The organism is Sphingomonas sp. Sphisp66 (assembly GCF_047324325.1).
GTDB lineage: Bacteria > Pseudomonadota > Alphaproteobacteria > Sphingomonadales > Sphingomonadaceae > Sphingomonas.
The window spans coordinates 3,919,895-3,941,422 of sequence record NZ_CP168508.1; the positions used below are offsets into that span (position 1 = coordinate 3,919,895).

The 21,528-nt window shown below is 67.4% G+C and carries 20 protein-coding genes; 7 read left to right on the forward strand and 13 right to left on the reverse strand.

Annotated elements, in window-relative coordinates; translation table 11 throughout:
* Positions 1–127 precede the first annotated feature (127 nt).
* Positions 128–574, reverse strand: coding sequence for a preQ(1) synthase (gene queF / locus ACEN8G_RS17780; protein ID WP_413415961.1), 447 nt, complete (start codon positions 572–574; stop codon positions 128–130).
* 54 nt (positions 575–628) lie between these two features.
* Here queF and ACEN8G_RS17785 point away from each other — a divergent pair, with 54 nt between their 5' ends.
* Genes ACEN8G_RS17785 through ACEN8G_RS17805 form a run of 5 tightly spaced genes read left to right on the forward strand, consistent with a single transcriptional unit; the run spans position 629 to position 6,808 of the window.
* Positions 629–1,453, forward strand: a complete 825-nt coding sequence (locus tag ACEN8G_RS17785) for a sulfurtransferase (RefSeq protein ID WP_413740643.1) — start codon at positions 629–631, stop codon at positions 1,451–1,453.
* A complete protein-coding gene (metC, locus tag ACEN8G_RS17790) occupies positions 1,450–2,652 on the forward strand; it encodes a cystathionine beta-lyase (protein WP_413415958.1) in 1,203 nt (400 codons plus the stop codon). Before ACEN8G_RS17785 ends, metC begins: the two co-directional genes overlap by 4 nt.
* Entirely contained in the window at positions 2,649–3,902 is a 1,254-nt protein-coding gene (locus ACEN8G_RS17795) for a mechanosensitive ion channel family protein (RefSeq protein WP_413415957.1), read from the forward strand. The genes metC and ACEN8G_RS17795 overlap by 4 nt, the downstream gene beginning before the upstream one ends.
* Positions 3,903–3,942: 40 nt before the next feature.
* Complete coding sequence (locus ACEN8G_RS17800; protein WP_413415956.1) at positions 3,943–5,628, forward strand: tetratricopeptide repeat-containing sulfotransferase family protein; 1,686 nt, start codon at positions 3,943–3,945, stop codon at positions 5,626–5,628.
* Between the two features lie 40 nt (positions 5,629–5,668).
* Positions 5,669–6,808 (forward strand): GNAT family N-acetyltransferase, encoded by a 1,140-nt coding sequence (locus tag ACEN8G_RS17805; protein WP_413740645.1) that lies wholly within the window; start codon positions 5,669–5,671, stop codon positions 6,806–6,808.
* A 129-nt stretch (positions 6,809–6,937) separates the two neighbouring features.
* On the opposite strand, the gene ACEN8G_RS17810 is transcribed toward ACEN8G_RS17805, so the two are convergent.
* From ACEN8G_RS17810 to ACEN8G_RS17820, 3 genes are read right to left on the reverse strand one after another with little or no spacing between them, the layout of a single operon-like run.
* Positions 6,938–8,722 (reverse strand): hypothetical protein, encoded by a 1,785-nt coding sequence (locus ACEN8G_RS17810; RefSeq protein WP_413415954.1) that lies wholly within the window; start codon positions 8,720–8,722, stop codon positions 6,938–6,940.
* A 40-nt stretch (positions 8,723–8,762) separates the two neighbouring features.
* Complete coding sequence (locus ACEN8G_RS17815) at positions 8,763–10,565, reverse strand: hypothetical protein (RefSeq protein ID WP_413415953.1); 1,803 nt, start codon at positions 10,563–10,565, stop codon at positions 8,763–8,765.
* Positions 10,566–10,569: 4 nt separating this feature from the next.
* Complete coding sequence (locus tag ACEN8G_RS17820; protein WP_413415952.1) at positions 10,570–11,160, reverse strand: class I SAM-dependent methyltransferase; 591 nt, start codon at positions 11,158–11,160, stop codon at positions 10,570–10,572.
* A 155-nt stretch (positions 11,161–11,315) separates the two neighbouring features.
* On the opposite strand from ACEN8G_RS17820, the gene ACEN8G_RS17825 reads away from it, so the two are divergent.
* A complete protein-coding gene (locus tag ACEN8G_RS17825) occupies positions 11,316–12,524 on the forward strand; it encodes a glycosyltransferase family 2 protein (RefSeq protein ID WP_413415951.1) in 1,209 nt (402 codons plus the stop codon).
* Between the two features lie 87 nt (positions 12,525–12,611).
* Here the strand turns inward: ACEN8G_RS17825 and ACEN8G_RS17830 are convergent, their stop codons facing one another.
* Positions 12,612–13,829, reverse strand: a complete 1,218-nt coding sequence (locus ACEN8G_RS17830; RefSeq protein ID WP_413415950.1) for an argininosuccinate synthase — start codon at positions 13,827–13,829, stop codon at positions 12,612–12,614.
* Between the two features lie 110 nt (positions 13,830–13,939).
* Between ACEN8G_RS17830 and ACEN8G_RS17835 the strand changes: the two genes are divergently transcribed.
* Positions 13,940–14,359: a DUF1801 domain-containing protein gene (locus tag ACEN8G_RS17835; protein WP_413415949.1), complete on the forward strand. Its 420-nt coding sequence runs from the start codon at positions 13,940–13,942 to the stop codon at positions 14,357–14,359.
* On the opposite strand, the gene ACEN8G_RS17840 is transcribed toward ACEN8G_RS17835, so the two are convergent.
* The 8 genes from ACEN8G_RS17840 to ACEN8G_RS17875 all read right to left on the reverse strand — a co-directional run bounded on the left by ACEN8G_RS17840 (position 14,347) and on the right by ACEN8G_RS17875 (position 21,458).
* A complete protein-coding gene (locus ACEN8G_RS17840) occupies positions 14,347–15,600 on the reverse strand; it encodes a class I SAM-dependent methyltransferase (protein WP_413415948.1) in 1,254 nt (417 codons plus the stop codon). The genes ACEN8G_RS17835 and ACEN8G_RS17840 overlap by 13 nt on opposite strands.
* Positions 15,601–15,702: 102 nt before the next feature.
* A complete protein-coding gene (locus ACEN8G_RS17845) occupies positions 15,703–16,440 on the reverse strand; it encodes a molybdopterin-binding protein (protein ID WP_413415947.1) in 738 nt (245 codons plus the stop codon).
* Positions 16,437–17,129, reverse strand: coding sequence for a cytochrome b/b6 domain-containing protein (locus ACEN8G_RS17850; RefSeq protein ID WP_413415946.1), 693 nt, complete (start codon positions 17,127–17,129; stop codon positions 16,437–16,439). The genes ACEN8G_RS17845 and ACEN8G_RS17850 overlap by 4 nt, the downstream gene beginning before the upstream one ends.
* Before the next feature lie 18 nt (positions 17,130–17,147).
* On the reverse strand, positions 17,148–17,906 hold the full coding sequence (locus tag ACEN8G_RS17855) for a sulfite exporter TauE/SafE family protein (RefSeq protein ID WP_413415945.1): 759 nt from the start codon (positions 17,904–17,906) through the stop codon (positions 17,148–17,150).
* A gap of 42 nt (positions 17,907–17,948) precedes the next feature.
* A complete protein-coding gene (locus ACEN8G_RS17860; RefSeq protein ID WP_413740648.1) occupies positions 17,949–18,377 on the reverse strand; it encodes a GNAT family N-acetyltransferase in 429 nt (142 codons plus the stop codon).
* A 2-nt stretch (positions 18,378–18,379) separates the two neighbouring features.
* Entirely contained in the window at positions 18,380–19,210 is an 831-nt protein-coding gene (locus tag ACEN8G_RS17865) for a hypothetical protein (RefSeq protein ID WP_413415943.1), read from the reverse strand.
* A gap of 75 nt (positions 19,211–19,285) precedes the next feature.
* Entirely contained in the window at positions 19,286–20,470 is a 1,185-nt protein-coding gene (gene rlmN / locus ACEN8G_RS17870; protein ID WP_413415942.1) for a 23S rRNA (adenine(2503)-C(2))-methyltransferase RlmN, read from the reverse strand.
* A 52-nt stretch (positions 20,471–20,522) separates the two neighbouring features.
* Positions 20,523–21,458 carry an NAD(P)H-binding protein gene (locus ACEN8G_RS17875; protein ID WP_413740649.1) on the reverse strand — a complete coding sequence of 312 codons (936 nt, stop codon included), beginning with the start codon at positions 21,456–21,458 and terminating at the stop codon, positions 20,523–20,525.
* Between the last annotated feature and the right edge of the window lie 70 nt (positions 21,459–21,528).

A 21,528-nucleotide genomic window follows, 5' to 3' on the forward strand; every position in this document is an offset into this window, starting at 1 on the left:
CGCTATCGCAAACTCAATTGCGTGTTGCCCCCACGCTCATCCTTCCAAACCAACTGTTTTCAATAAGGTTTCATCATGCTGCAGTGCGGCATGATACGACTCGCACTGCAGCTTGTAAATGTGTCGTTCAGCCGCGGCCGCGATAGCCCGGCACCCCCTGATCGGGTATCCAGACACCTTCTGGCGCTGCACCAGACTGCCAGAAAACGTCGATCGGTATACCACCGCGGGGGTACCAGTACCCGCCGATCCTGAGCCATTCCGGCTGCATCTCGTCGAACAGTCGCTGGCCGATGCCGACGGTGCAATCCTCGTGGAAGGCGCCGTGGTTGCGGAAGCTGCCGAGGAACAGCTTGAGCGACTTGGATTCGACGATCATGTCCTTCGGCACATAGTCGATCACCAGATGCGCGAAATCGGGCTGGCCGGTGATCGGGCAGAGCGAGGTGAACTCGGGTGCCGCGAAGCGGATGAGATAGCGGGTGCCCTTGCGCGGATTGGGCACATAGTCGAGCTCGGCCTCTTCCGGCGTGGCGGGAAGGGTCGAGGTTTTTCCGAGATGCTTGGCGTCCATGCCCGCCATGTAGGAGTTTGCGATGCGCTTTGCATCCTTCTAGGAGACGGAGCCATGGACGGGCTCGTAACGACCGAATGGCTGGCCGGCGCAGATCATGTGCTGGTGCTCGACGCAACCTATACATCGACGATCCCAGGATCGCCGCCACGCGACCCGCGGGCGGAATTCGAGACCGAGCATATCGCAGGCGCGCGGTTCCTCGACCTCGACACGCTGGTCGACGAGGACAGCCCGCTGCCCTCGACCATGCCGACCGTCGCCAAGATCGCCGAGCGGCTGCGCACGCTGGGAGCGAACACCGAGACGCCGATCGTCCTGTACGACAATGGCCCGCACCACACCTCGTGCCGTGCCTGGTGGGTGCTGCGGCTCGCCGGCGTCGATGTCGCGCTGCTCGACGGCGGCATGACCAAGTGGAAGGCGGAAGGCCGGTTGTGCACAGCCGGGCCACACGAAGCCGAACCCGGCGATTTCGAGGCCCGTGCGCCCACGGCCCACGCCCGGACCCTGCACGAGATGAAAGCGGAGACCGGCCAGATCGCCGATGCCCGCTCCGCCGCCCGCTTCACCGGCGACGAAGCCGATCCGCGTGCCGAGGTCGCCGCCGGCCATATCCCGGGCTCGAAGAACATCCCCTATCCGAAGTTCTTCAATGCCGACGGCACCTGGAAGGCGCCCGAGCATATCCGCGCGGTGTTCGAGGAGCATGGCATCGACCTTGGCCAGCCGCTGGTGACCACCTGCGGCTCCGGCATCACCGCCGCGATCCTGGCGTTCGGCGCGCATCTGCTCGACAATGAGGCCGCGCTGTATGACGGCAGCTGGACCGAATGGGGTAGCCGTCCCGATACTGCCAAGGCATTGGGGCCGGCATGAGCAGCGATGAGCAGAACAAGGTCTGGCAGGACAAGACCAAGGTTGTTTCCGCCGGCCGGCGCAAGGAATGGACCCAGGGCATCGTCAATCCGCCGGTGTGGCGCGCCTCGACGATCCTCTACGACAATGTCGCGGACCTGCGCGCCAGCGGCGCGAAGGACACGCATCACCGCCTGTTCTACGGCCGGCGTGGCACGCCGACCCAGTGGTCGCTCGCCGAAGCGCTGACCGAGCTGGAGCCAGGGGCGGAAGCCACCCTGCTCTACCCCTCGGGCGTCGCCGCGATCGTCTCGACCCTGCTCGCGCTGCTGTCGCCGGGCGATCACCTGCTGGTGCCCGACAGCGCCTATGATCCCACCCGCAACTTCGCCAATGGCCTACTCAAGCGGATGGGGATCGAGACCAGCTATTACGATCCGCTGATCGGCGAGGGCATCGCGGCGCTGTGCCGCGAGAACACCAGGGTGATCTTCCTCGAGAGCCCGGGCAGCCTGACCTTCGAGGTACAGGACGTGCCGGCGATCGTCGCGGTGGCGAAGGATCGCGGCATCGCCACGGTGCTCGACAACACCTGGGCGACACCCCTGCTGTTCCCGGCGATCCAGCTCGGGATCGATTACACCATCCTTGCCGCCACCAAGTACGTCGTCGGCCATTCGGACGTGATGCTCGGCTCGGTCACCGCGGCCGAGGGCAAGTATCAGAAGCTGCGCGACACCAGCTATCAGCTCGGCCAGACCGCGAGCCCGGACGATGCCTGGCTCGGCGCGCGCGGCCTCAGGACCATGGCGATCCGGCTTGAGCAGCATGGCCGGGCCGCGCTGCAGATCGCCGAATGGCTCAAGACCCGGCCGGAAGTGGCGCGGGTGCTGCACCCGGCGCTGCCCGATTGCCCGGGGCACGAACTCTTCCACCGCGACTTCAAGGGTGCGGCCGGCCTGTTCTCCTTCGTGCTGAACGGCGGCGGGGAGAAGGAACGCGCGGCGCTCATCGACATGCTGGAGCATTTCGGCATCGGTTATAGCTGGGGCGGCTATGAGAGCCTCGCCCTGCCGGTCGATCCGCAGCGCTTCCGCACCGCGACCGAGTGGAAGGCCGAGGGGCCGGTCGTCCGCCTGCAGATCGGGCTCGAGGATCCGGAGGACCTGATCGCCGATCTCGAACGTGGCCTGGCAGCCTTTGGGGATGCCCGGGGATGATGCAGCGGTTCGGCGACTGGCTGGCGGGGCACAATCTCCCCTCCCCTCCGGAGCTGAGCGAAGCAGGCATCGCCGTGGGGCTCGCCGTCGCCGCGCTGGCGCTGGGCTGGCTGGCCGGGCGGCGGATCGGGCCGCGGATCGCCGAATATTGGTCGCGCGACGCCGATCACGGGCCGTTGTTCAGCGGGCGCGTGTGCGAGGTGATCCGCCACGGCGTCGCGACGGTGCTGCTCGGCATCATCCTCGCCGGCTGGAACTGGCACCCGCTGGCGGCGCTCGGCCTGGGCTTCGCCACCGGCGCGGCTGCGGCGATGTTCAGCATCGCAGTATTGCGCGGGCTCAACCTGCCGCGCTCGATCGCCTGGACCGCGGCGGCGATCGCCTTCGCCGCGATCCTCAGCCACGCGATCGGCGGGTTCGCCGCGACCCGCGAGACGCTTGAGCGCGTCGGCATCGACATCGGCGCGCGCCGCCTCACCCTGCTCTCGCTGATCAGCATCAGCATCACGGTATTGCTGCTCTTCGCCGGCGTCCGCCTGTTCAACCGGATATTGACGCAGTGGATCGCGACGGCGCGGGGGTTCGACCCGACCCAGAAGCTGCTGTTCCAGAAGCTCGCGGCGATCGCCGCGGTGGTGGTCGCCTTCTTCGTCGGCATCGACCTGCTGGGGATCGACCTCACCGCCTTCGCGGTCTTCTCCGGCGCGTTCGGCCTGGCGATCGGCTTCGGCCTGCAGAAGACGATCGGCAACCTGATCGCGGGGATCATCCTGCTGATGGACCGCTCGATCAAGCCGGGCGACGTGATCGTGGTCGGTGACAGCTTCGGCTGGGTGAACAAAATCGGCGTGCGCGCGGTCAGCGTCGTCACCCGGGACGGCAAGGAGCATCTGATCCCGAACGAGATCCTGATGACTCAGGAGGTGGAGAACTGGTCGTACACCGACCGCAATGTCCGCGTCCGCATCCCGGTGACGGTCTCCTATGATTGCGACCTCAAGCTCGCCCAGGAGCTGATGCTGCGCGCCGCCAGGGAAAGCCCGCGCGCGCTCAACGATCCGCCGACCAATGTCCGCCTCTCCGCATTCGGCGAGAATGGTGTCGAGCACGAGATTCTCACCTGGATCAGCGATCCCGAGAGCGGCGTCGGCAATGTGAAGAGCGACGTGCTCAACCGGCTCTGGGTGATGTTCAAGGAACATGGCATCACGCTGGCGCTGCCGCAGCGCGACGTACGGATCCGCCGCTGACCCTTGCTTCACCGCCCCGCCCGTGCCGATAAGGGCGGCAATGACCCAGGATATCCTCGCCCAGGCGCGCACCGCATTGGAGGCACGCCAGCTCGATCGGGCGCTCGATCTCGTACAGGCCGCGGTTCGCGCCGATCCGGCCGATCCCGACGGCCTCGAACTGTTCGCCACCATCGTCCAGGCGCGCGGCGACCTGCGCAGCGCCGAGCAGATCTGGGCCCAGGCGATCGCGATGGCGCCGGACCGGCGCGGCGGATACAATGCCCTCGCCCGGCTGCTCGCGTCGCAGGGCCGCGCCGCGGAAACCGAAGCGGTGGCGCGCGATGCGATCGCGGCGGACCCGGAGAACGGCTTCGCCCACGCGATGCTCGGCATCAAGCTCTCCGAGCGCACCATGCTCGCGCCCGGCATATGGCATCTGCGTCGCGCAATCGCGCTGGGCGAGCGTCATCCCGAACTGCTCGCCGCACTCGGCCACGATCTGATCCGCGAAGGCGACCTGGAGGAAGCCGAGCGCGCGTTGCGCGAGGCGGTGGAGAACATGCCGAACGGCATATTGCCCCGCGCCCATCTGGCGCTCGCGCTCGAACGGCAGGATCGGTTCGAGGAAGCACGCGCGATGCTGGCCGAGACTGCCGCGCTCGGCGCAGCCACCGGCCAGGACGTGACGATCCAGGAGGCGATGCTGCTCGATCGCACCCCGGACTGGCGCGAGGGGCTGGCGATGCTCGACGCCGTGCCCATGCTTCCGGGCACCGGAACGCTGCTGCGCGGCCGGATGCGCGACAAGGCGGGCCGCCATGCCGAGGCGTGGCGCGACTTCGTCGAAGGCAAGGCGCAATTGCTGCGCGAGGGCAGCCAGAGCTATGCCAGAGAAGGTGTCGAGGCACATATCGCGCAGCTGCGCCAGGTCTTCACACCCGAGCGCTTCGCCGCCTTCCCGCGCGCGCGCCGGCGCTCCGACGTGCCCCAGCCGCTGTTCATCCTCGGCTTCCCGCGCTCGGGCACCACCATGGCCGAGCAGATCCTCGCCAGCCATTCGCGCATCCGGCCCGGCGGCGAGCTGCCCTTCACCGGCGAACTGATCGAGTTCGCGGTCACCCAGATCGGCCGCTTTCCCGAAGGATTGTCCGGCCTGCTCGCCGCAGACCGGCACCATGTGGTCACGCTGTTCCGCGACTTCTATCTCGCCCGCGCCGAGCAATATGGCCTGCTCGAGCCGGGGGCCGACTGGTTCACCGACAAGATGCCGCTCAACGACATCTACATGCCGCTGGTCCGCCTCGCCTTTCCCGAATCGAAGATCATCTCGGTGCGCCGTCATCCGCTCGACGTCCTGGTCTCGGCGATGAGCCATGCACTGACCCACGGCTTCAACTGCGGCTTCCGGCTGGAGGACGCCGCACACCATCTGGCGGCCATCTCCGAGCTGACCGAGCATTGGGAAGCGATCGGCATCCCCTTCCACCGGCTGGTCTATGAGAAGTTCCTCACCGGCCAGGCGAACGAGACCGAGGCCCTGATGGCCTTTCTCGGCATGGAAGTGGAGCCGGCCCAGCTCAAGTTCCACGAGAGCCGCCGCTTCGCCGCGACGCCCAGCTATGCGCAGGTGCGCGAGGCGGTGCACACCAAGTCGGTCGAGCGCTGGCGCAACTATGCCGCCGAACTCGCGCCCGCCATCCCCGTGGTAGCCGACGCGATGGCCCGCGACGGATATACGGCCTGAACCGGTGGCATAACGGCGCGCGGACAACTATCTCGGTGTCGTGCCCGCCGCTTCCGTGACCGCCCGCATCGCCGATGGAGTCAGCTCGATCCTGCCGGGCGACTGGGACGCATGCGCGGGCGACCGCAATCCCTTCGTCAGCCATGCCTTCCTGTCGATCCTCGAACGCTCGGGATCGGTGAGCCCGCGCACCGGCTGGCAATCGCTGCCGATCGTGATCGAGGACGGCCAGGGCGTGCCTGCCGCCATCGCCCCGGCCTATGCGAAGAGCCACAGCCAGGGCGAATATGTCTTCGACCATGGCTGGGCCGATGCCTGGGAGCAGGCGGGTGGCCAATATTATCCCAAGCTGCAGATCGCCGTGCCCTTCACGCCGGTGCCCGGCCCGCGCCTGTTGCTGCGCGACGGGGCGCTGGCCCCCGGGCTGATCGCGGGAATCGAGGCAGTGACCGACCAGAACCGGCTATCCTCGGCGCACGTCACCTTCCTCGACGACGCCCAGCTGCCGCTGTTCGAGGCGGCAGGCTGGCTGCTCCGCGCCGGCACCCAGTTCCACTGGGCGAACGAAGGCTATGGCGACTTCGACGAATTCCTGGGCGCGCTCGCCAGCCGCAAGCGCAAGGCGATCCGCAAGGAACGCGCCGCCGCAGTGGAAGGGCTCAGCATCCGCCACCTGACCGGCAGCGAGATCGACGAGGCGCATTGGGACGTGTTCTGGACCTTCTACCAGGACACCGGCAGCCGCAAATGGGGCCGGCCCTATCTGACCCGCGAGTTCTTCACGCTGCTCGGCCGCGAGATGGCCGACAAGGTGCTGCTGATCCTCGCCTATCGCGATGGCCGGCCGATCGCGGGGGCGCTCAACCTGATCGGCGCCGACACGCTCTACGGCCGCTATTGGGGCTGCACCGAGGAAGTGCCCTTCCTCCATTTCGAGCTCTGCTATTACCAGGCGATCGACGCGGCGATCGCGCGCGGACTCAGCCGTGTCGAGGCCGGCGCGCAGGGCGAGCACAAGCTGGCGCGCGGCTATGCGCCGGTCACCACCTGGTCGGCGCACTACCTCCCCGATCCGGGCTTCCGCCGCGCCGTTGCCGACTATCTGGAGCGCGAGCGCGAATCGGTGGCGCAGGAGCAGGAATATCTCGGCGAGCTGACGCCGTTTCGGCGGGGCGGGTAGGCATATCGGGATACCTCGCCGAATTGGCCTGACTAGTTCCCCGGCGAAAGTCGGGGCCCAGGGTCACAAGCGACACGGCAGAGAAACCCTGGGCCCGGGCTTTCGCCGGGGAACGCAGGTAGCTGAACCCTAGTGCCTTGCCTTCCTGTGCTTCGCCTTGTGGGTCGGGCTGGGCGACGGCGTCGGGCTCGGCGAGGCGACCGGCACCGGCGATTCCTCCGGCTCGGGCACCGGGCTCGCCTCGGGATCCGGCAGGCGACTTTCGCCGCCATGGCCTTCGCGCAGGATGATGTCGCGCTCCCAGCGCGGCACCGGCAGCTCGCCGGGCTCGATCACCGGGGCGGGCACCGAGTGGTCGATCCTGAACAGCGCGCTCGATCCGTCGCGCCATAGCGGGATCAGGCCCTGCTCGAAGCGCGGATTATAGGCCGGCGTCTCGATCATCCAGACATAGTCGAACGCGTCGCGCGGGAAACGCGCCAGCGCCCAGGCGACCGGGCGCCAATATTCGCGCGGGCACTGCACGTCGGTGACGATCTGCGAGGGATCGTGCGCGAAGCGCTTGGCGGCAGCATAGCGCACGGTGAGCAGCTGGCCGCCGGCCATCGACCACTGGTCGTTGGTATAGGCGAGCTTGCGCTCCAGCGCGAGCGCGGGAACGTGCTGGAGGCGGGTCTGCTTCCATTCGTAGCGGCAGGTCTCGCCGACAAAGGTGATGAGGCGCGCGCCCTGGGGCAGATGCTCGAGCGCCTTCAGCTCGCGATCATAGGTGCCGCTGTAGAGCGCGAAGCTCCAGGTGGTCGCGGCGATGCGCACGCAGAAGAACGTCATGCCCAATATCGCGACGGTGGCGGCGCCGCGGATCGACAGGCCCGGCTTGGACCGGATCGCGAGGATGCCGACGGCGAGCAGGAACGGCACCAGCCGCATGTCCGCATAGGCCGAACCGAACACGACACGCGGCAGCAACGCGTAGACCAGGGTCAGGAAGATCGCCGACAGCGCCAGGTTGCGCGAATATTGGATGTTCGGATCGCGCACTGCCTTGAACAGCAGCAGGAACAGCACGCCGACCGAAGCCAGATCGAACAGCTGCCAGCGGTCGCGGAAGACCTGGGTGATCCACAGCATCTTCGCACGCCAGTTGAACATGTCGAAGGTCTGGCCGCTGACATGCCCGCCCGAGCGCCACAGCACCATCAGCAGCGCCGGCGGCACCAGCACGATGCACTGCAGGCCGGCAAAGAAGCAGGGCAGGATCCAGCCGCCGACAATGTCCTTGTACCAGGGCAGCGCCGGATTGCGGCGCAGATCGTGCTGGCGAATCAGCTCGGCCGAGAAGGCGAGCACGCCGAGCAGGCCCCAGCCATAGGTGTGGCAGACCCAGATCAGCACCGAGATCGGCAGGAACACCATCGACCGGAAGACGAACTTGCCGAGCCGCGCCAGCCGCAGCCACCAGCCGAACGCCAGTAGCGCGAACGCCATCGACAGCGCGAAATTGACGAAGCCGAAATGGAAGGGAAAGGCATAGGCGAGCGGCAGCGCGAACAGCGCGGTCGCCGGGATCCGGCCATGCACCTCGCGCGCGATCCACAGCATGCCCCCGACGGTCATGGCGGGAATCGAGATCACCACCAGCTTCACCGCCAGCTCGAGCCCGAAGACATAGTGGAGCGGGATGACGAGCAGATCGACGCCGAGATTGCCCATCAGGCTCCAGCGGAAATCATACCACTCGCGCAGGAACGGATATTGGTCATAGGTGAACTGGACGCGGTAGCGCCCCATGTGTCCCGGCAGGTCGACCAGCGGCGGGATGGTCGGCCAGAGCAGCGGAATCACGGCTATGAAGATGCAGAGCGCCACGAACCATCGTGTCTGCCACCATTGCAACGCGTCGCCCCTGTCCATCCCGCGGCTTTAGGGGAGCAAAGCCCCTCGCCGCAAGCGCTCAGCGCATTTCGCGTATGCGATAGAATTCCAGCGGCGTGCCGGTGAGCGGAATCGGCTCCAGCCAGACGGGCCGCCGGCCCGCCCGCAACTGCGCCGCGAGGCTGGTCGGGAAATTGGCGGACACCTGGATTTCATCGAAATCGCCGGGGCAGAACAGCACGTAATCGACATGCCACTGCCGCGCGATCGCCAGCGACTGCTCGGGCTTGCCGAGGAAGAAGCGGTACATCGCCATGTTGCCGCGATCGTTGCGATGATAGCCGGCACCGATGGTGGCATGATGCGTGGCGCCGACGACATAGGAAGCGACGTTCGTGCCGGCCATGATCACGCCGGTCGGCGCGCGATCGACCTGCCGCCAGGCATCGCCGGCCGAGCACAGCACCTGCACCTTGGGTGGATTGACGCCCTTTGCCGGCTCGGCGCTGCCGCGCGGCTGCAGCCGCATCTCCAGCTGATCGGCGACGGTGACATAGACCATCCCGGCCGCGGCGGACCAGGCGGCAATCACCAGCGGCAATTGCCAGCGCACCTGCCGGCGAGCGAGGATTACGAGCACCGCGAGCATCGGCGCGGCGAGCGGCGCGCCGATATAGACGCCGCGGACCTGCGCCAGCATCACCAGCCCGGACGCGAGCACCACGCCGGCGTCGGGAAGCAGCACTGCCCAGCGCCGGCGCTCTCGCACGAGCATCCAGATCGCGACCAGGCACGCCATGCCGAGCATGCCGCCGATGGAAACGATCTTGGCGAGCCGCGGCTGCTGCAGCACGCCATTGGCTTCGTCGATATAGGGCAGGAACGCCGTCTGCAGGAACGGGTCCATCACGCCATAGGGGCCGTTGATGCAGCTGGGATAGGCAAACAGCGTGCCCCCGATCGCCGCGCCGCCGAGCAGCGCACCGACGGCGATTCGCAGGCGCCAGTCCCGCAGCCAGGGCGTGAGCGCGGCCAGTGCGCCCATCGCCACGGCGACCGCCAGCATCGCGGTGGACGAGGCCGGGGTGAATGCATCGCACAACGCCGCGGTCCAATAGGTCGGGCGCAGGAAGGCGAGGAAGAGCAGCGTCGTCCCGCCCAATGCGGCGGCAAAGCCGGCGAGGCGCATACGCTCGTCCGTGCCCCGGCACACCCAGAACAGCGCCAGCACCGAGAGCAGGGCGACGACCTGCGGCCCGGTCTCGAGCCCGACGATCAGGCTGAGCGCGGTGAGCAGTCCCACCGCCGCGCCGGATGCCGCTCCCGGCGCGCGCATCAGCGCGAGGACGAGCAGCTGGATCAGCACCACCTGCAAGGCGTGATGATCGATCCGGCCGGGGATGAACACGGTGGTGCCGGGATAGGCGAGCGCGGTCAGCACGGCCGCGACCGGACCCGCTTCGGCACCCCAGAGGCGCCGGCCGATCCGGGCGGACAGGAAGATCGCGCAGGCGAACAGCAGCCCGGGATAGAGCAGGACCGCCGCCAGCTCGGCGTGCGCGCGTCCCAGCAGCGGCGTCAGCGCGAGGATGATCGCGGCGATGCCGAAATCGTTGATCCGCGACCAGTGCATCGGCGAGCCGGCTGGCGGCGCCATGCGATATTGCGTCCAGTCGTTGATCCCTTGCCCGGCCAGCCAGTCGCGGACCTGGGCCAGGCGCATCATGTCGTCGGGATCAGGCAGCAGCATGCGGCTCAGCCGCGGCCAGTCGGTGATCGACCAGCCGATGGTGAGCACGAGCGCGAGGCCGATGGCGATCGCGAGGTCGAGCCGGATCGTGCCGCGCCGCGCTTCCGCCCCCGCCGGCGGCGACATGGTCATCGGATCAGCGCGACAGGACGGCGACGAAGTGCAGTCCCCGGTCGAACAGCCAGGAGAAGGGGCGCGGATAGAGCGCCAGCCGGTCCGCGAAGGCGCTGGTGGCGAGGTGGAGCTTGCCCCAGATCGCGGTCCATTCGCGGCGCGAGAGATAGTTGTAGGGCAGGCGCACGCCGTGCGCGGCGTTGCCGACCCAGTCCATGAAGCGCAGCGTCGGGCCCGCGGCCAGGCCGTTGCGCAGGTGATCCTTGATCACGACGTGCGGCGCGACTCGCGAAATCTCGGCCAGGACCGCCGCGGGGTCGTCGGTGTGGTGGAGCACGTCGATCACCATCGCGGCATCGAAGCTGTCGTCGGGGAACGGTATGTGGGCGCCGTCATAGGCGTGCACCGGAATCGCGGTGTCGGGGCGGACGAGCACGTCGATCCCCTCGATCCGCACATCGGGGCGCATCTGCATGATCAGCGCGGCGAGATCGCCGCTGCCGCAGCCTACGTCGAGCACGCGGGCATTCTGCGGAATGCGCTCCGCGATCGCCGTCGCCAGCCGGCGGATGCGGCGGTTGAAGACGAGTTTGCCGTGAACGGTGCCGAGCATTCGACATATCTCCCTGTGCGTCTCACGCTGCCTATCCGGCGACCGCTGAAATTTGGTTAACACGACCTTCCGCCTCGAAGCGGAATCGAGGGGCGTTAACCAAAATTTGGCGCTCCTGCAGGCAGACAGGCAGCATATCCGAAAAGGAATCGTGCGTGCCCCTAGCTGCCCAGGTCCTGAAGCCCGTTTCCCGCGCCGTGCCGCCGCGCGAGGCCGAGGCGATAGAATTGTCGATCGTGATGCCCTGCCTCAACGAGGCGGAGACGCTGGCGGTCTGCATCAAGAAGGCCCGCGCCTTTCTCGACGACCATGGCATCGCGGGCGAAGTCCTGATCGCCGACAATGGCTCGACCGACGGATCGCAGCAGATCGCCAACGCACTCGGCGCGAGAATCGTCCATGTCCCGGCGCGCGGCTATGGCGCAGCGCTGATCGGCGGCATCGAAGCGGCGCGCGGCCGCTACATTGCCATGGGCGATGCCGACGACAGCTATGACTTCGGCGGGCTTATGCCCTTCCTCACTGCGCTGCGCGACGGTGCCGAGCTGGTGATGGGCAATCGCTTCGAAGGCGGCATCGCGCCGGGAGCGATGCCGGTGCTGCACAAATATCTGGGCAATCCGGTGCTCAGCCTGCTCGGCCGGATCTTCTTCCGGACGCCGATCGGCGATTTCCATTGCGGCCTGCGCGCCTTCCGCCGCGACAGCATCCAGGCTTTGGGGCTCCACGCACCCGGCATGGAGTTCGCCAGCGAGATGGTGGTGAAGGCGTCGATCGCCCGCCTCGACATCCGCGAGGTGCCGACGACGCTGCAGCCGGACGGGCGCAGCCGGCCGCCGCACCTGCGCACCTGGCGCGACGGCTGGCGGCACCTGCGCTTCCTGCTGATCTACGCACCCAAATGGCTGTTCCTCTATCCAGGGCTGGCGCTGGCGCTCACCGGCCTCGTCGCGCTGCTCGGCCTGATTCCCGGCGACGTGCACCTGGGCGGCGTCGAGTTCGGCATCCACACCATGATCTTCGCGGCGATGGCGGTGCTGATGGGCTCGCAGCTGATCGGCCTGAGCGTGATGGCGCGGCGCTACGGCACGATCGCCGGCATGTGGCCAGAGAGCGGGCTGATGCGGCGGGTGCGCAACTGGTTCAGCGTCGAGCGCGCCTGCATCCTGGGCGGGTCGATGCTCGCGCTCGGTATCGGCGGCGGTATCACCGCCACGGCGATCTGGGCCGGCCAGGACTTTGGCGGGATGAACCCCGCCGCGCTGATGCGGCTCACCATCCCGTCGCTGGTGCTCTGCTGCACCGGACTGCAGATGGTGGTGACCGCCTTTTTCATCGGCCTGCTGGATCAGCCGCGGCGCTAAAGGCTGCCCGTCGCGCAACGGCGCGCAACGGAACGCGGTCTTGAGAAGCGCGATGGCTGGCCCGCCGTCGCCAGCGGGCCCGTCCGATCAGCCCTCGCGGCGGCCGAGCAGGCGCAGACGGAGCGCGTTGAGCTTGATGAAGCCCGCGGCGTCGCGCTGGTCATAGGCGCCCTGGTCGTCCTCAAAGGTGACGACCTTCTCGCTGTAGAGCGAATAGGGCGACTTGCGACCCGTGATGATCACGCTGCCCTTGTAGAGCTTGAGCCGGACGGTGCCGGTGACCTTTTCCTGGCTGTAGTCGATCGCGGCCTGGAGCATCTCGCGCTCGGGGGCGAACCAGAAGCCGTTGTAGATCAGCTCGGCATAGCGCGGGGCGAGCTCGTCCTTGAGGTGCGCGGCGCCGCGATCGAGGGTGATCTGCTCGATGCCGCGGTGGGCAAGGTGATAGATGGTGCCGCCCGGCGTCTCGTACATGCCGCGCGACTTCATGCCGACGAAGCGGTTCTCGACGAGGTCGAGACGACCGATGCCGTGCTTGCGGCCAAGCTCGTTGAGCGCGGTGAGCAGGGTCGCGGGCGACATCGCCACGCCGTTCAGCGCGACGCCGTCGCCGCGCTCGAAATCGATGGTGATGACTTCGGGCACGTCGGGCGCGTCCTCGGGGTTCACCGTGCGCGAATAGACGTAATCGGGGACTTCCTCCCACGGATCCTCGAGCACCTTGCCCTCGGACGAGGTGTGGAGAAGGTTCGCGTCAGTCGAGAAGGGCGATTCGCCGCGCTTGTCCTTGGCGACCGGGATCTGGTGCTTCTCGGCGAACTCGATGAGCCTGGTGCGGCTGGTCAGGTCCCATTCGCGCCACGGGGCGATCACCTTGATGTCCGGGTTGAGCGCGTAATAGCCGAGCTCGAAGCGGACCTGGTCGTTGCCCTTGCCGGTGGCGCCGTGGCTGACCGCGTCGGCATTCACCAGCTTGGCGATCTCGATCTGGCGCTTGGCGATTAGCGGGCGCGCGATCGAGGTGCCGAGCAGGTACAGGCCCTCGTACAAGGCATTTGCGCGCATCATCGGGAAGACGAAGTCCTTGACGAACTCCTCGCGCAGATCGTCGATGAAGATGTGCTCGGGCTTCACCCCGGCCATCTCGGCCTTCTTGCGCGCCGGCTCGAGCTCCTCGCCCTGGCCCAGATCGGCGGTGAAGGTCACCACCTCGCACTGATATTCCTGCTGGAGCCATTTCAGGATCACGCTCGTGTCCAGGCCGCCCGAATAGGCGAGCACGACGCGGTTGATCTTGTCTGACATGGGCGACTCCGAAGGATGTGCGGGAAAACGGGGGCGCTCTAGGGTCCATGCGCCGCTTCCGCAAGTTTTGCGGCTGGGGCATGCTATGCCCGACGGACATGGAGGGGCGAATGGCCGAGCTCAAGACCAGGGCGACCGAAGTGAAGGTCGCGGACTTCATCGCCGCGGTACCCGATCCCGTGCGCCGTGCCGATGCGGAGATCGTGCTCGCGATGCTGCAGCGGCTGACCGGCGAGGAACCCCGAATGTGGGGGCCCTCGATCATCGGCTTCGGCAGCTATCGCTACACCTATGACAGCGGCCATTCGGGCGAGATGTGCCGGATCGGCTTCTCGCCGCGCAAGGCCGAGCTGGTCCTCTATGTGCTCACCGGCAAGGACGAGCAGGCGCCGCTGCTCGCCCGGCTGGGCAAGCACAAGACGGGCAAGAGCTGCCTCTACGTCAAGAAACTCGCCGATGTGGACATGGCGGTGCTGGAGGAGATCGCCCGCACCGCCATCGCCCATATGGATGCGACCTATCCGGCCTGACGCAAGGTTACCTTGTGCGGCTCGCGCAACTCGCGCTCGCCATCGAACATGTAATCGCGGGTCAGCGGCAGCGCGTCGCGCGAGCGCGAGAATTGCAGCTGGTAATTGACCAGGCCGCCATATTCGAAGCTGACATAGCAGCCGGCCAGGTAGAAGCACCACATCCGGTAGAAGCGCTCGTCGTACAGCCCGACGATCGCATCGCGCGACGCCACCGTGCGCTCGTACCAGTGCTTGAGCGTCTTGGCGTAGTGGAGGCGCAGCACCTCCACATCGGTCATGAAGTAGCGCAGCCCCTCATAGCCCTTGGCGATCTCGGAGAGCGCGGGGATATAGCCGCCGGGGAAGATGTACTTGAGCGTGAAGGCATCGGTGACGCCCGGCGCGCCGGCGCGGCCGATCGTGTGGAGCAGCATCACGCCCTCCGGCGTCAGCAGCTCGCGGACCTTGCGGAAGAAGGTGCGGTAGTGCGGCGTGCCGACATGCTCGAACATGCCGACCGAGACGATCCGGTCGAACTGGCCGGTGAGATTGCGATAGTCGATCAGCTCGAACTTCACCTTGTCCGCCACGCCGGCGTCCAGGGCACGCTGCCGCGCGACCTTGAGCTGCTCCTCGGACAAAGTGACGCCGAGCACATCGGCTCCGGTCTTCTCGTGGATGTAGAGCGCCATGCCGCCCCAGCCGCAGCCGATGTCGAGCACCTTCATGCCCGGCCCGATCGCCAGCTTGGCGACGATGTGCGCCTTCTTGTCGAGCTGCGCTTGTTCGAGGCTGATGCCGGCATCGCTGAAATAGGCGCAGCTATACTGGCGGTCGGTATCGAGGAAGAGGTCGTAGAGCTTGCCCGACAGGTCGTAGTGATGCGCGACGTTCTTCTTCGAGCGGCGCTGCATGTTGATCCGGCCGATGCGGAAGGCGAGCTTGTCCATCACCGTCTTGAGGGTGCCCGGCATCAGCACCGAATTGTCGTCCTCCCAGCGATTGTTCGAGGCGAAGAGGATCAGCAGGTCGAGGATCTCGCCCTCGACGATGTCGATGTCGCCGTCCATGAACGCCTCGGCCGCGCCGAGCGAGGGATCGCGCAGGATTCGCCGCGTCGCACCCGCCCCGAACCGTATCGTTACCGGCTTGAGCGCGGGATCGGGTTCGCCGAAGCTCTGCTGGGTGCCATCCGCGTGGATGACGGTGAGTTGTCCGCGCTTTACTGCGCGTGCGAAAAATCGATCAATCAACGCCATTCAGCCGTCACCCACCATCTGAAGGTCAACAGCCCCCATAGGCACCTTAGGGATATACGGGATTTCCGCAATATTTCCGCGACTGCGAAGAATCCGACATAATCAGATTCCGGCGTACCATTCATAGCCGGCGATATCCTCCCAGAAGCCGCCCTTGCCCCGGCCGATCCCGTCCAGGCTCGCCACCGCCTCGATCCGCATGAGATATTTGGCCTGCTTGTAGCCGAGCTGGCGCTCGACCCTGAGGCGCAGGGGCGCGCCATGGCCGACGCCGAGCGGGGCGTCGTTCATCGACCAGGCGAGGATGGTCTGGGGGTGGAAGGCATCGATCAGGTCGATCGACTCGTAATAGGGGATCTTCCGCTGGCCGAACACGTCGGCGCAGTGGAAGACGATGTAGCGCGCGCCGTCGCGCAGGCCGGCGAGGCGGAGGACCTGCTCCAGTTGCGGCCCCTGCCATTTGCCGATCGCGCTCCACCCCTCGACGCAGTCGTGCCGGGTGATCTGGGCACGCTGGGGCAGCGAGCGCAGCTGCGCCAGACTGAGCGACAGCGGCCGCTGGACCATGCCGCCGACCTGCAGCCGCCAGTCGGCAAAACCATGGGCCGCGAGCGCATTATATTCCGGCGTGTTCGGATTGGCGGTGCCGTTGGTGCGGAAGCGCGGGCTGCGCTGATCCAGACGGAACTCGCGCGCCAGCGCCGCGCGGCCGGTGATCGAGCGCTGGAGATAGCGATGCGCTTCATCGGCGTTCAGCAGGATCGGGCTGTTGCTCCAGGCATCACAGCCCGCGAGCAGCGTCGCCCCTCCGGAGACGATCAGGCCGCGCCGGGTAATCATGCCGCTTCCTCCGCGTCCTCGGGGGCCTTCCACCAGCCGGTGATCATCGATCGGACCTCGTTGACTGGCCCCGCGAGAATCACCAGCGTCAAATGCACCACCACGAACAGGCTGAGCAGCGCCATCGCGATGAAGTGGAGCGACCGCGCCGATTGCCGGCCGCCGAACACATCGGCGAGCCAGGGCCACATGCCGGGCGCGAGCGCGAGGCCGGTGAAGATCAGCAGCGGCAGCAGGAGGAAGAGCACCCCGGCATAGCTGGCCTTCTGGAAGATGTTGTACGCCTTCGGATCGGCGGGATCGTGGAAACGCAGCTGCCAATGCGCCTCGAGATCCTCGGCGAGATGCGCCGGCGCCAGCTCCGCCCTGCGGATGCGCAGGTCACGCTGGAGGTGACGGTTGAGCAGGCTCCACGGCAGATAGACCAGCAGCGAGAAGGCGAGCACCAGCGCGAAGGCGAGGTGCCAGTGCCGCGCGCCCGCCAGATCATAGGTGGAAGGCAGGGTCAGCCATCCCGGCCATTGCGGGAGCTTCAGCCAGGCGTGATCGAAATTCGCGCCATAATTGCCCCAATAGAGGCGCGGATGGGCGTTGAAGATCATCAGCCCGCTGGGAATCATCACCAGCACCGCGATCGCGTTGATCCAGTGCCAGATACGCGTGATCAGCCGGTGACGATAAACCTGCATATATTCCTGCTCAGCCGATCATCCGTAGGCGCGTGCGAAGAAGACTATGGTGGTCGCCGCCGTCACCAGCAAGGTCCAGATCCGCACGACATGGTGCGGCAGCCGCTTGCCGACATGCGCGCCGAGCCAGCCCCCCAGCACGCCGCCGGCGAGCATCGGCAGGCAGGCCGACCAGCGCACCATGCCGATCGCGATGAAGACGAACGCCGCGGCGAAATTGGCGATGGCGAGCATCAGCGTGCGGATCGAGAAGAGCGAGCGCGGATCGGCACCGGCGAGCAGGCCATAGACCGCGGTGGTGATCAGCCCCACCCCGCCGCCGAAATAGCCGCCATAGATGCCGAGCAGGCTCTGTGCGGTCACCAGGGTGCGCGGCCCGATCGTCACCCGCGCGTGCAGCCAGTCCGATGCGCGTTTGCCGAACAGCATCACCACAAGGGCGAAGAGCAGCAGCCAGGGGATGATCATGTCGAAGGCGCGCGAGGGCGTGAGCACCAGCAGCACGCTGCCGACCAGCCCGCCGGCAAAGGTGATCGCGGCGAGCATGCGCACCGACATGCCGCCCACCGGCGCCAGCTCGTCGCGATAGGTCCAGGCGCTCGCACCGGCACCGGGCAGCAGCGCGACGTTCGACGTGGCGTTGGCGATGTTCGAAGGCAGGCCCAGCGCGATCAGCGCGGGCAGCGTGGCAAACGTGCCGCCTCCCGCCAGCGCGTTCATCGCGCCACCCAGCGTGCCGGCCGCGGCGGCGAGGATCAGATCGGGAAGGTCGAGCACGCGCCCTAAATCCTGGCGCGAGGCACGCTTGTCGAGCGGATTCTAGTCGCGGAGCGTCAGCTGCCAGTGCAGCGCTTTCGCCTGACGGATCAGCACGAAACCCTGATGCGCGAAGAAGCGGCCTGCGGCGGGATTGTCGGCCATGGTTTCGAGCACCAGCGCCGCAAGCCCCTGCTCGCCGGCCCATCGCCGCGCCTCGCCCAGCAGCAAGCGCCCAAGGCCTTGTCCCCGCGCCGCGTGATCGATCTCGAGGCGGCGGACCTCCCCCGCGTCTCCGTCGCGCTGGCAGGCGGCATAGCCGGCGACACGGCCGTCGATGCGCGCGACAGCGATCATCCGCCGCTCCGGGCCGAGGGATACCGAATAGGCGGGATCGAACGGATAGGCGCGCCCAGCCGGATCGAGCCCGAAGTCGCAGCCGGCGAACCATGCCGAGTCAAGCGCCGAGACGCGTTCCAGCGAAACGTCCACCGTCACGGCGCCGGCTTGGCGGGTGCGGCGGCGGTGAAGGCACCGCCTGGGGCATAAAGATAATCCCAGCGCAGCGGCCCCGCGCGCCCTTCCGGGCTTCGGCGGATCGAGCGGGGCCAGGCCTGGCTTCCGGTTCGGGCGGGGTGCGGACCGCAATCGTCCATCGACTGGCAGACCCATGCCTGGCCGCCGGCATCGGCCGGGCCAAGCGTCGCGACGTGCCCGCGCGGCAGGAAGCTGGCCGCGGCCATGAAGCCGTGCCCGCCGCCGAAATCGACGCGCCCGGCCACCGCGTGCGCGCTGCCGACCAGTGCCAGCACCCTTGCACCAGGATGCGCCGCCCTTGCCCGCATCCAGTTTGCGGCGATGGCGCGGTCGTGCGGAGTCTGGTCGTTCGGATCATGCGCGGCAGGATCGAGCGTGCCGACCACGCCGAGGATCTGCTTCGCCTCGAACATCCTGCGCAGCCGCTCCGCCAGCGCGAGCATCGCCAGGCTGGAACGCCCGTCCTTCATCCTGTCGTTCCACAGCCCGGCACGGAGTAGCGCCGCCCGCGCCGCCGCATCGCCGTTGGAGGCCAAATAGGTGACGAAGACCGGCTCGTCCGCCAGCTGGATCTCGAGCGCGACCATTACCGGGCCACGCGCGGCGGCCGCGCAGACAAGATCGCCGAACAGTGCCGGGCTCTCGGTCGTTCCATGGGTCTCGCCGAAGACGACATAGTCGATCGCCGGATCATCGAGGATCGCCGCGCTGCCCTCGATCGGCGCGCAATCGGGCGCGGCCGCCACTGCCAGCAGCCATGCCGAAATGGTGATCAAGCCAAGCACCATACGCCCCTCCCTGTTCCGGGAGAGGGCTGGCGCAGGCCGATGCTCCAGACAAGCAGAAGCTTGTCCGGACAGCGATCAGCCGAGCGCCGCCATCTTCTCCTCGGCCTCGCGGTCGAGCTGGGCGCGGCTCTTCTTCTCGGCGGCGGTCTTGAGCTGGCCGCAGGCGGCGTCGATGTCGCGACCACGCGGGGTGCGCACCGGGGCCGAGATGCCCGCCTCGAAGATGATGTTCGAGAAGGCGCGGACGCGCTCGGGCGTCGAGGTGTCGTACGGCGCGCCGGGCCAGGGGTTGAACGGAATCAGGTTCACCTTGGCGGGCAGCTTGTACTTCTTGAGCAGACGGACCAGCTCGCGCGCCTCTTCGTCGCTGTCGTTCTTGTCCTTGAGCATGACATACTCGAAGGTGATGCGGCGGGCATTGTTGGCACCGGGATAGTCGGCACAGGCCTGGAGCAGTTCCTCGATGCCATACTTGCGGTTGAGCGGCACGATCTCGTCGCGCACTTCCTTGGTCACCGCGTGGAGCGAGACGGCTAGGTTCACGCCGATCTCCTCGCCGGCGCGCGCCATCATCGGCACCACGCCCGAGGTCGACAGGGTGATGCGGCGCTTCGACAGCGCCAGGCCGTCGCCGTCCATCACGATCGACAGGCCGTCGCGGACATTGTCGAAATTGTAGAGCGGCTCGCCCATGCCCATCATCACGATGTTGGTGAGCATGCGGCCCTCGGGCTGCGACGGCCATTCGCCGAGCGAATCGCGGGCGAGCATCACCTGGCTGACGATCTCGCCGGCGGTGAGGTTGCGCACCAGCCGCATCGTGCCGGTGTGGCAGAAGCGGCAGTTGAGCGTGCAGCCGACCTGCGAGGACACGCAGAGCGTGCCGCGGTCCGCATCGGGGATGAAGACCATCTCGTAATCCTGGCCGTCCGCCGAGCGCAGCAGCCATTTGCGCGTGCCGTCGGTCGAGACCTGCGCTTCGACCACTTCGGGGCGACCGATCACGAAACGCTCGGTGAGCCAGGGGTGCTGCGCCTTGGCGATGTCGGTCATCGACTCGAACTCGGTCGCGCCACGGTTGTAGACCCAGTGCCAGATCTGCTTGGCGCGCAGCTTGGCCTGCTTCGGCTCCATGCCGGCATCGGCGAGCACCGCGCGAAGCTGGTCGCGGGTGAGACCGATCAGGTCGACACGTCCGTCCTCGCGCGCCACCGCGGGGCGGGGCACGGGCACGGGATCGATGTGCCCGGGGATGGGCATGGGGGCGGCCGAAGCTGTCTGCATAGGCGCGCACATAGTCTATCCCGCGCGATTATTCCAGTGACCCCAGCGCTTTGAGGCTTTCCCGCAGCGACTCGGCCAGCGGGGTGTGCGGCTCCTCGCCGAGAAAGGCGACCAGCTCGCGATTGTCGAGGCGGACGGGGTGGTTCCAGAAGGGCCGCATTTCCAGCAGCTCGCGGATCGTCGGGTTGAACAGCGCGGCGAGCGGCAGCAGCACCCAGGGGAGGCGGACCTGCCTGGCCTTGCGGCCGCCCGCCTCGGCGATCGCCTTGGGGAAGGCGCTGCCGTCGGGGTCCCAATGGCCGGCGAAATGGAAGCGGGCGAAGCGGGGCAGTTCGGCCTCGCGATCGAGCAGCCGGGCAAAGGCCTCGCCGACATCGGGGAGATAGGCCCAGGCATGTCCGACGCCCTTGCGCCCCGGATTGGTGACCCGCGTCACCGGCTTACCCGGCGTGATCATGCCCTGGGAAAGCCAGGAGTTTCCGGGCCTTGGGCCATAATAGTCGCCGGCGCGCAGGATCAGGCCGCGGACGCCCGATGCCTCGATCCGGGCCTCCATCGCCTTGCGGATGCCGCCCTTGCGGGTGCCCGGCATCTGGGCCGAATCGGGGCGGGCGACTGGGGTCTGGGCGGGGTCGTAATTGTAGATCGTCCCTGGCAGGGCGAGCCGGGCGTCGTTGGCCCGGGCCGCCCCGATGCTGTTCTCCAGCATCGGCAGGACGCGCTTGTCCCATTCGAGGTAGCCCGGCGGGTTGACCGCATGGACCAGCGCCGAGACGCCCTGCGCCGCGGCCAGCACGTCGGCGCGGACCATCGCGTCGCCCTCGCGCCAGTCGATCCGGGGATCGAGGCCGGGGCGCAGCTGGCGGACCAGCCCGCGCACCTGCCAGCCCTTGCCGAGCAGCGCCCGCGCCGTCTCGCCGCCTACCCCGCCGCTCGCCCCGAGCACCAATGCGATCCGTTCCATTCCAGCCTCCAATCTTGCCGATGTTCGCGAGGGTGGATGAATCGGGGTTGGAAGAAAATTGCCTAAGCTT